Genomic DNA, 9,143 nt, shown 5'->3' on the forward strand with positions numbered 1-9,143 from the left:
TGAACACGTGATGGGGGTGGGATCGGTTCCCCGGACGCGGACGCGCCCCTGAGATGGCGCACGAAGTGCGCATCTCAGGGGCGCGGGGAACTGCGCGACCAGCCACGACGGCGCCGCAGCCGACAACGAACAATCCGCCCTACGGCGAGTAGTGCCCCCGGACCCGCGCGAACACGTCCGGCGAAGCCCCCACCGTATCGAGGCCCAGCAGCACAGCCCCGAGCACAGGCCGCTCCGCGACCACCCGCACCACAGCCTTCGGCGCCCGCGCGGCCAGCAACTCCACGATGCGTGACTCCAGTTGGGCATGCCGGGCCGCCAACACGCTGCCGCCCAGCAACACCGGCACCTCCTCCGCCAGCAGATCGAGCCGCCGCAGGGCAACCGTGGACATGGCCACCACCTCGTCGGCCATCCGGTCCACCAGCGCGCGGGCCACCGGATCCCCGTCCGCCGCCGTCGCGAAGAGCACCGGCGTGCACTCATGGCGCCGGGCAGCCGGGACATGCCCCAGGTGCAGCGCCTCGATCAGCGCGTACATGGACGTCAGCCCGAAGTGCGCGGGCAGCGTGCGCATCAGGGCCGTGGGTTCGCCCCGGCCGTCCTCCGCGCGGGCGGCGAACCAGAGGGCCTCCTCCGCCAGGCCCCCGCCCCCGCCCCAGTCCCCGGAGATCTTGCCGATGGCGGGGAAGCGGGCGGTGCGCCCGTCGGGGAGCATGCCGACGCAGTTGACGCCCGCGCCGCACACGACGGCGACGCCGCGCGGCTCGCTGTCCTCCAGGAGCCCGGCGCGCAGCACGGCGAACGTGTCGTTGCGTACGTCGACACTCGGCGCCCACCCCCGGGCCCGTAGGGCTGCCTCCAACTCCCGTTCCTCGACGGGGAGATCGGCGTTGGCGAGGCAGGCCGAGACGTGCGCGGCCGACGTGACGCCGGCCTGCGCGAACGCCCGGCCGACCGCCTCGGCGAGCACGTCGACGGCCGCCTCGACGCCCACCCTGGGCGGCTGGAACCCGCCGCCGCGGGCCGCGCCGACGATCGTGCCGTCGGCCGCGACCACCGCGACGTCGGTCTTGCTGTTGCCCGCGTCCACGGCAAGGACGGTCATGCCCACGCGAGGTGCTCCCGGTTGTGCGCGATCAGCTGGTCCGTGAGCTGCTCGGCGTACTCGTACTGCCCGACCAGCGGGTGCGCGAGCAGCGCCTTGAAGACGCGGTCGCGGCCACCGCGCAGGGCGGCTTCCAGGGCCAGGTCCTCGTACGCGGTGACGTTCGCGATGAGGCCCGCGTACAGCGGGTTGAGGGGTGCCACCGGCAGCGGGCGCGCGCCCTTGCCGTCGACCGCGGCCTGCACCTCGATGACGGCGTCGTCGGGGAGGAACGGGAGCGTGCCGTTGTTGTACGTGTTGACCACCTGGTACGGGGAGCCGCCCCCGCCGAGCAGGGAGGCCGCCAGGTCGACCGCCGCCTCGCTGTAGAACGCGCCGCCGCGCTTCGCGAGCAGCGCCGGCTTCTCGTCCAGCGCCGGGTCGCCGTACATCGTCAGCAATTCGCGCTCCATCTCGGCCACTTGCGCGGCCCGCGACGGCTTGGTGCGCAACTCCCTTACGACGGCGTCGTGCTGGTAGTAGTAACGCAGGTAGTACGAGGGCACGACCCCGAGCCGGTCGACGATCTCGCGCGGCATGTGCAGGTCCTCGGCGACGGCGTCGCCGTGCTCGGCGAGCAGGCGCGGCAGCACGTTCTCGCCGTCCGGGCCGCCGAGGCGGACGCCGAGCTCCCACGTGAGGTGGTTGAGGCCGACGTGGTCGAGGTGCACCTGCGACGGGGTGACGTCGAGGAGCTTGGCGAACTTGCGCTGGAAGCCGATGGCGACGTTGCACAGGCCGACGGCCTTGTGGCCGGCCTGGAGCAGGGCGCGCGTCACGATCCCGACCGGGTTCGTGAAGTCGATGATCCAGGCGTTCGGGTTGGCGCGGCGCACGCGCTCGGCGATGTCGAGGACGACCGGCACCGTGCGCAGCGCCTTCGCGAGGCCGCCCGCGCCGGTCGTCTCCTGGCCGACGCAGCCGCACTCCAGGGGCCACGTCTCGTCCTGGTTGCGGGCGGCCTGCCCGCCGACGCGCAGCTGGAGCAGCACCGCGTCGGCGTCCGCCACGCCCGCGTCCACATCGGACGTCGTGCGGATGACGCCCGGATGCCCCTGCTTGGCGAAGATCCGCCGCGCGAGACCGCCCACCAGCTCGAGGCGATCGGCGGCCGGGTCGACGAGGACGAGTTCCTCGATCGGCAGCGTGTCCCTCAACCGCGCGAATCCGTCGATGAGTTCGGGTGTGTAGGTCGAGCCTCCGCCGACCACTGCGAGCTTCATAGAACTGTCCTTAGCCCTTTACGCCTGTGAGGGTGACGCCTTCGACGAAGGCCTTCTGTGCGAAGAAGAAGACGATGCAGACCGGCGCCATCACGAGCAGCGTCGCGGCCATCGTCAGGTTCCAGTTGACGCTGTGCGCCGACTTGAAGGATTCGAGCCCGTAACTCAGCGTCCACGACGCCGGGTTCTGGGCCGCGTAGATCTGCGGGCCGAAGTAGTCGTTCCAGCAGTAGAAGAACTGGAACAGTGCGATCGCGGCGATGCCGGGCTTGGCCATCGGCACCACGATCTTCAGCAGGGTGCGCAGCTCACCGCAGCCGTCGACCTTCGCCGACTCGATGTACTCCTTGGGGATCGTCAGGAGGAACTGCCGAAGGAGGAAGATCGAGTACGCGTCGCCGAACGCCATCGGGATGATCAGCGGCCACAGCGTGCCCGACAGGTGGAACTGCTGCGCCCACACCAAGTACATCGGGATCACGATGACTTGAGGCGGCAGCATCATCGTCGAGATGACCAGCATCATCGCCGTACGCCGCCCGCGGAAGCGGAACTTGGCGAGCGCGTACGCGACGGGGATCGCCGAGCACACCGTGAACAGGGTGCCCAGTCCCGCGTAGATGAGGGAGTTCTTCCACCAGTCGAGGAAGCCGTCCGTCTGCACGACCGCCTTGTAGTTCTCCCAGTGCCAGGAGTCCGGCCACAGATCGCCGCTCATCGCCTGGTCGTCGCTCATCACGGACGTCAGGAAGACGAACACGAAGGGCAGCACGAACAGCAGCGCCACGGAGAGGGCGACGCAGTGGACGGCGATCCAGTGCAGGACGCGCTTGCGGCGGGCTCGGGCGCCGGCCGGGCCGTTCTCGTAGGAGGGGCCTGCGGTCGCTGTCGTCGCCGCCGGGCGCAGTGTCGTCGTGGTCATGGGTCTCAGTCCTCCGCCGCGAGCAGGCCCGAGCGCTTGCGCATCAGCAGCATGGTCACGGCCATGGCGATGACGAACAGGACGAGCGAGAGCACGCACGCCGCGCCGGTGTTGAAGTTCTGGAAGCCCATCGAGTAGACGAGCTGGGGAACGGTCAGGGTCGAGTGGTCGGGATACCCCGGCTGGATCACGGACCCCGGCCCGATGGAGACACCGGACGCGATCTTTCCGGCGACCAGGGCCTGGGTGTAGTACTGCATGGTCTGTACGACGCCGGTGACGACGGCGAACATCACGATCGGCGTGATGGACGGCCAGGTCACGTACCGGAACTTCGACCACGCGCCCGCGCCGTCCAGGTCGGCGGCCTCGTACTGCTCCTTCGGTACGTCGAGGAGCGCGGCCATGAAGATGACCATGAGGTCGCCGATGCCCCACAGGGAGAGCAGGACGAGGGACGGCTTGGCCCAGGCCGGGTCGTTGAACCAGTTCGGGCCTTCGATGCCGATCTTGGCGAGGACCTCGTTGACGGGTCCGGTCGCCGGGTTGAGCAGGAAGACGAAGGCGACGGTGGCCGCGACCGGCGGGGCGAGGTAGGGCAGGTAGAAGGCGGTGCGGAAGAAGCCGACACCAGTCTTGATCTTCGTGACGAGCAGTCCGAGCGAGAGCCCGAAGACGACCCGCAGGGCCACCATCACCACGACCAGCCACAGCGTGTTCCACAGGGCAGGGCCGAACAGCGGCATGTCCTGGAACACGTACTTCCAGTTCCGCAGTCCCACGAAGGTGGGCGCCTTGATCTGGTTGTAGTGCATGAACGAGAAGTAGACGGTGGCGATCAGCGGGTACGCGAAGAACGCGCTGAATCCGATGAGCCACGGGGAGAGGAAGCCGAGCGTACGCAGTCTGCGCCGCGCGGGCCGGGAAAGTGTGAGTGCCATGATGCCTTCTCCGCCCCTCAGTTCTGCGATTGCAGGGTGTCGGCGTCGATGAGTCGGTCGAGGCGTTTCAGCCCCTTCTTGAGGTCGTGGACCTCGCCGGCCTCCTCGCTGTACGAGAAGTCCTGCAACTGCACGATGTACATGCCGCCGTTCGTCGACGGGGGCATCACCTGGCTGTACTTGTTCCTGGCGATCTCAAGGAATGTACGGAACGTCGGATCGGCGTCCAGCTTCGGCGACTTGAGGGCCGCATACGTCGAGGGCACATTGTGGATGGCGTTGGCGAACTTCACGACCTGATCCGTGTCGGCGGTCAGGAACTTCACCAGCTCCCACGCGGCGTTCTGATGCTTGCTGCTGTGCGCGATCCCGGCGACGGTGCCGGTGAGATAGCCGCGCCCGTACGTCTCGGCCCGGTCGTCGGGGACGGGCAGCGGGGCGACCCCCCAGTCGAACTTCGCCTTCGCGTCGTTCAGCATCAGGCCGCGCCACTCACCGTCGAGATGCATGGCCAACTTGCCGCTCAGGAAAGCGTTCTGATTGGACATCTCGTCACCGAACGACGTCCGGAACTTCTCCAGGGCCCCATAGCCGCCCTGCGCGTCCACGAGCTTCTTCGTGGTCCTGAAGAAGTCGTACGAGGCGGGTTCCTTCGCGAGCCGCGAATGCCCCTGGCTGTCGAAGTACTTCGGCCCCCACTGCGCGAAGAGCCGGTCCGGGCTGTTCTGGTAGAGCCGGAAATTCGGCATGAACCCGACGCGCTGGTACGAGTTCCCGTCCTTCGTCTTCTCGGTGAGCTTCTTCGAGTCGGCGATGAACTCGGACATGGTGCGCGGCGGCCGCGCGATCCCCGCCTCCTTGAAGGCGTCCTTGTTGTAGTACATCCCGAAGGCGTCGGCGAGCAGCGGCAGAGCGCACTGATTGCCCTGGTAGCTCGTGTAGTTGAGCAGCGACCGCGGAAAGACCTTGTCCTTCTTCAGCCCGGTCTTCTTCATGAACGGGTCGAGGTCGACCCACATGCCGGAGTCGCAGTACTGCCCGACGTTGTTGGTGGTGAAGGACGACACGACGTCCGGCGCCTCGTCACCGCCGGCCCGCAGGGCCTGGTTGACGGTGGCGTCGGAGACGTTCCCGGTGGCCTGCACCGTGATGTTCGGGTGCAGCTTCTCGAAGCGGGCGATCGAGTCGTTGATCGCCTTGACCTCACCGGGCGCCGACCAGCCGTGCCAGAACTTGATCGTGACGGGCTTGGACGGATCGTCGTCGGCGCTGCCGGTACTCGGATTGGCGCAGCCGGCGAGCAACAGCCCGGCCGAGGCGAGTACCACGGGAGCGCGCAGGGGTATACGCCATCGCGGCATGGCGAACGTCCTTTACGTGTACGGGGATGGGGGAGACGTCTACAGGAATGGGGGAGCGGAGGAGTCGGGCGGGGGTGGGCGGGGGTTCAGGCGCCGCTCGTGTCGAAGACGGTGTCGCGGGCCTGGGTGAGAGCGGTGCGCAGGGCGCCGGTGAGGATGGGGTCGTCGGCGAGTTCGCTGATCCGCAGCTGCGGCCGGGGCAGGGCGAGCCCCGTCAGCTCCTCCTCCACCCGCACGCGCAGGGCGTCGCCGCCGGCCTGGGCGACCTGCCCCGACAGCACGACGAGTTCGGGGTCGACGACGGCGACGACGGCGGCGAGCCCGGTGGCGAGCCGCCGCGCGACCTCGTCGAGAACGGCGGGATCGGCCAGCGCCTCGCCCAAGTCCTTGACCCCGCCCGCGAGTTGGCGGACGGCGGGCGCGGCGACCAGGCTCTGGAAACCGCCGCCGCCGTCGGTGCGGGCGACGACGGTGTCACCGCCGCGCGCGAGCGGGGCGCCCGGCAGCGGCATGTAGCCGATCTCCCCGGCGCCTCCGGTGGCGCCGCGCAGCAGGGTGCCGCCGAGCACGATGGCGGCGCCGACGCCCTCACCCACGTAGGCGAGGACGAAGTCGTCATGGTCCTGGGCCGCGCCCTCGTACTGCTCGGCGACGGCGGCGAGGTTGACGTCGTTCTCGATGGAGACGGGCGTCCCGAGCACGTCCGCCAGCTCGGCGCGCAGGGTGCGCGAGTGCCAGCCCGGCAGGTGCGGGGCGTACCGGAGCTGCCCGGTGTGCGGGTCGATGGCGCCCGGGGTGCCGATGACGGTGGCGGCCAGGTCGTCGTACCCGAGCCCCGCCTGCTGAAGGGCACCCTCGACGGCCTCGGCGACGAGCTGCGCGGTGCGGTGCCGCACGTCCTCGGCGACGGCGACGGCCTCGATCCTGCGGCGCCCGCGCTCGGCGCCGGTGATGTCGGCGACGACCGCGGTGATGCCGGTCGGGTCGGCGGAGAGCGCGGCGACGTGCGCGGACCCGGGCTCGATCTCGTACAGCACGGCGTTCGGCCCGGGCCGCCCCGCCTGGCTCCCGGTGGTCCGCACGAGCCCGGCGGCTTCGAGCCGCCCGAGGATCTGCGAGGTGGTCGGCTTGGAGAGCCCGGTCAGCTCGCCGATCCGGGTGCGGGTGAGGGGCCCGTGGGCGACGAGGAGATCGAGCGCGGCACGGTCGTTCATGGCGCGCAGGACGCTGGGGGTGCCGGGGGTACCAGGCGGTGCGCCCATGTCGTTCTGCCTCCTCGCAGCACTGTTAGGAAAGTTTCCTATCGGGTGCGAGGAAGGTAAGACGCCCGTGAAGGGGACGTCAATAGGTGACGTCCCCCGGGCGACCAAGTCGTTATGGACGAGCGGCGCCTCGGAGACGCACGGGCCGGCGTGTACGGGCACCAACCTGCTCACGCGATCTCGGCCCTGCGTGGCGCGCGGCCGTGTCCGGGCGCGGGCACCCCGGATGAACAGACGGTCGCCTGCCCGTAGGCAGGCGACCAGGAACACAAAGACCCGGATCGAGGTTCAGGCGGAAACGCCTTCGATCCGGGCCAGTGCCTCGTCCGCGCCGAACGGCTGCAAGTACGGCAGCCAGCGCGGGTCCCTATGTCCGGTCCCGATGATGCGCCAGGCCAGGCCCGACGGCGGTGCCGGTTTGTGGCGCAGGCGCCAGCCGATCTCGACCAGGTGGCGGTCGGCCTTGGTGTGGTTGCAGCGGCGGCACGACGCCACCACGTTGTCCCAGACGTGCTGACCACCGCGGCTGCGCGGGATCACGTGGTCGACGCTGGTTGCGACGCCACCGCAGTACATGCACCGGCCGCCGTCACGGGCGAACAGTGCACGCCGGGTCAGAGGAACGGGCCCCCGATAGGGAACCCGCACGAACCGCTTGAGCCGGACCACGCTGGGGGCGGGGACGGTGCGTGTCGCGCTGTGCATGAAGGCGCCGGACTCCTCGAGGCACGTGGCCTTGTTCTCGAGGACGAGTACGAGCGCGCGGCGGAGCGGTACGACGCCGAGCGGCTCGTACGACGCGTTGAGGACCAGGACATGCGGCACGGATGCCTCCTTGTACGCCGGCGGCGCGTGGCTCGCGCCGGGACGATCTCGTAGTCAGTCTCTCCTCATGGCTGGTCATGGCGCCACCATGTCCGCGTAACGGCCTTGAAGTGTTTTCGACCACACGTCCTTCATGCCCACGGCGGAACCGGCGAAGTCACGGGGCGGGCACCGTCCCTCCCCCGAACATGACGACGATCCGCACACGATGCCCCGTTAGTGTGGTGGGTCTGCCCGTTCCTGTCCCCGAGCCGCGTCCCCCCGCGGCGGGCAGTGGCTACGCCTGGAGGTACCTGCTGTGATCGCGACTGTCCTGTCGGCTTCGGTTTCCGATACCGAGGAACAGCCCACGCTCAAGGACGCCCAGGAACAGGCCGGTCAGGCCGCCAGCTGGGTCGAGCAGAACTGGTCCACCTGGCTGGGCATCGGCCTGCGGGTGCTCCTGATCGTCGTGATCGCGGTCGTGCTGCGGGTCGCCATCCGCCGCGCGATCACCAAGCTCATAGAGCGCATGAACCGCACCGCGCAGGCCGTCGACGGCACCGCGCTCGGCGGCCTCCTCGTGAACGTCGAGCGGCGCAGGCAGCGCTCCCAGGCCATCGGCAGCGTCCTGCGTTCGGTGGCGTCCTTCGGGATCCTCGGCACGGCCGCGCTGATGATCCTCGGCACGTTCGAGATCAATCTCGCCCCGCTGCTGGCCTCCGCCGGTGTCGCGGGCGTCGCCATCGGCTTCGGCGCCCGCAACCTCGTCACCGACTTCCTGTCCGGCGTCTTCATGATCCTGGAGGACCAGTACGGCGTCGGGGACACCATCGACGCGGGCGTCGCCTCCGGTGAGGTCATCGAGGTGGGCCTGCGCGTCACCAAGCTGCGCGGCGACAACGGCGAGATCTGGTACGTGCGCAACGGCGAGGTCAAGCGCATCGGCAACCTCTCCCAGGGCTGGGCCACCGCCGGCGTCGACGTCACCGTCCGCGCCGACGAGGACCTCGACAAGGTCAAGGCGGTCCTGGCCGAGGCCGGCGAGACCATGAGCAAGGCCGAGCCCTGGAACGAGATGCTGTGGGGCCCCATCGAGGTCCTCGGCCTGGACAGCGTCCTCCTCGACTCCATGGTCGTGCGCGTCTCCGCGAAGACGATGCCCGGCAAGTCCCTCACCGTCGAGCGCGAGCTGCGCTGGCGCATCAAGCGCGCCTTCGACGAGTCCGGTATCCGCATCGTCGGCGGCGTCCCCGTGCAGGTGGACGGCGAGCCCACCGCGGACCCGACGGCCGCCGTGTCGGCCCCGTCGGCCTACGCCTCGACGACGTCGCCGCAGTCGCTTGCGGCGTCGCCGATTCCCCCGGCGAACCTTTCGAAGTAGTCACGGGCAGCCGTACGAGGAGGGGCGCCGGAGCCGATCGGCTCCGGGCCCCCACCCAGGGGGTCGGGGCGGGGAAACCCGACACCCCCACCCCCGGAG

The 9,143-nt window shown here is 69.7% G+C and carries 8 protein-coding genes; 1 reads left to right on the top strand and 7 read right to left on the bottom strand.

Annotated features, from left to right (window positions below; genetic code table 11):
- Positions 1 to 139: 139 nt before the first annotated feature.
- From AB0L37_RS35390 to AB0L37_RS35420, 7 genes are all read right to left on the bottom strand, one after another.
- Complete coding sequence (locus AB0L37_RS35390) at positions 140 to 1,108, bottom strand: BadF/BadG/BcrA/BcrD ATPase family protein (RefSeq protein WP_365515176.1); 969 nt, start codon at positions 1,106 to 1,108, stop codon at positions 140 to 142.
- Positions 1,105 to 2,370: a 6-phospho-beta-glucosidase gene (locus AB0L37_RS35395; protein ID WP_365515178.1), complete on the bottom strand. Its 1,266-nt coding sequence runs from the start codon at positions 2,368 to 2,370 to the stop codon at positions 1,105 to 1,107. The genes AB0L37_RS35390 and AB0L37_RS35395 overlap by 4 nt, the downstream gene beginning before the upstream one ends.
- 10 nt (positions 2,371 to 2,380) lie before the next feature.
- Positions 2,381 to 3,292 carry a carbohydrate ABC transporter permease gene (locus tag AB0L37_RS35400; protein ID WP_365515181.1) on the bottom strand — a complete coding sequence of 304 codons (912 nt, stop codon included), beginning with the start codon at positions 3,290 to 3,292 and terminating at the stop codon, positions 2,381 to 2,383.
- A gap of 5 nt (positions 3,293 to 3,297) precedes the next feature.
- Positions 3,298 to 4,233: a sugar ABC transporter permease gene (locus AB0L37_RS35405; RefSeq protein WP_365515184.1), complete on the bottom strand. Its 936-nt coding sequence runs from the start codon at positions 4,231 to 4,233 to the stop codon at positions 3,298 to 3,300.
- A gap of 17 nt (positions 4,234 to 4,250) precedes the next feature.
- Positions 4,251 to 5,594 (bottom strand): extracellular solute-binding protein, encoded by a 1,344-nt coding sequence (locus tag AB0L37_RS35410; RefSeq protein WP_365515187.1) that lies wholly within the window; start codon positions 5,592 to 5,594, stop codon positions 4,251 to 4,253.
- Between the two features lie 86 nt (positions 5,595 to 5,680).
- On the bottom strand, positions 5,681 to 6,856 hold the full coding sequence (locus tag AB0L37_RS35415) for an ROK family transcriptional regulator (RefSeq protein WP_365515190.1): 1,176 nt from the start codon (positions 6,854 to 6,856) through the stop codon (positions 5,681 to 5,683).
- Between the two features lie 288 nt (positions 6,857 to 7,144).
- Positions 7,145 to 7,681 (bottom strand): HNH endonuclease, encoded by a 537-nt coding sequence (locus tag AB0L37_RS35420; protein ID WP_018531511.1) that lies wholly within the window; start codon positions 7,679 to 7,681, stop codon positions 7,145 to 7,147.
- 298 nt (positions 7,682 to 7,979) lie between these two features.
- On the opposite strand from AB0L37_RS35420, the gene AB0L37_RS35425 reads away from it, so the two are divergent.
- Entirely contained in the window at positions 7,980 to 9,044 is a 1,065-nt protein-coding gene (locus tag AB0L37_RS35425) for a mechanosensitive ion channel family protein (RefSeq protein ID WP_365515193.1), read from the top strand.
- The last annotated feature ends 99 nt before the right edge of the window (positions 9,045 to 9,143 follow it).

This window comes from Streptomyces sp. NPDC052225, from assembly GCF_040679615.1.
In the GTDB taxonomy this organism is placed as follows: domain Bacteria; phylum Actinomycetota; class Actinomycetes; order Streptomycetales; family Streptomycetaceae; genus Streptomyces.

What these genes read in the sequence shown, in the direction of transcription:
- AB0L37_RS35410 (WP_365515187.1), bottom strand. Translation starts at nt 5,594, where the DNA reads ATGCCGCGATGGCGTATACCCCTGCGCGCTCCCGTGGTACTCGCCTCG.
- AB0L37_RS35400 (WP_365515181.1), bottom strand. Translation starts at nt 3,292, where the DNA reads ATGACCACGACGACACTGCGCCCGGCGGCGACGACAGCGACCGCAGGC.
- AB0L37_RS35415 (WP_365515190.1), bottom strand. Translation starts at nt 6,856, where the DNA reads ATGGGCGCACCGCCTGGTACCCCCGGCACCCCCAGCGTCCTGCGCGCC.
- AB0L37_RS35395 (WP_365515178.1), bottom strand. Translation starts at nt 2,370, where the DNA reads ATGAAGCTCGCAGTGGTCGGCGGAGGCTCGACCTACACACCCGAACTC.
- AB0L37_RS35405 (WP_365515184.1), bottom strand. Translation starts at nt 4,233, where the DNA reads ATGGCACTCACACTTTCCCGGCCCGCGCGGCGCAGACTGCGTACGCTC.
- AB0L37_RS35390 (WP_365515176.1), bottom strand. Translation starts at nt 1,108, where the DNA reads ATGACCGTCCTTGCCGTGGACGCGGGCAACAGCAAGACCGACGTCGCG.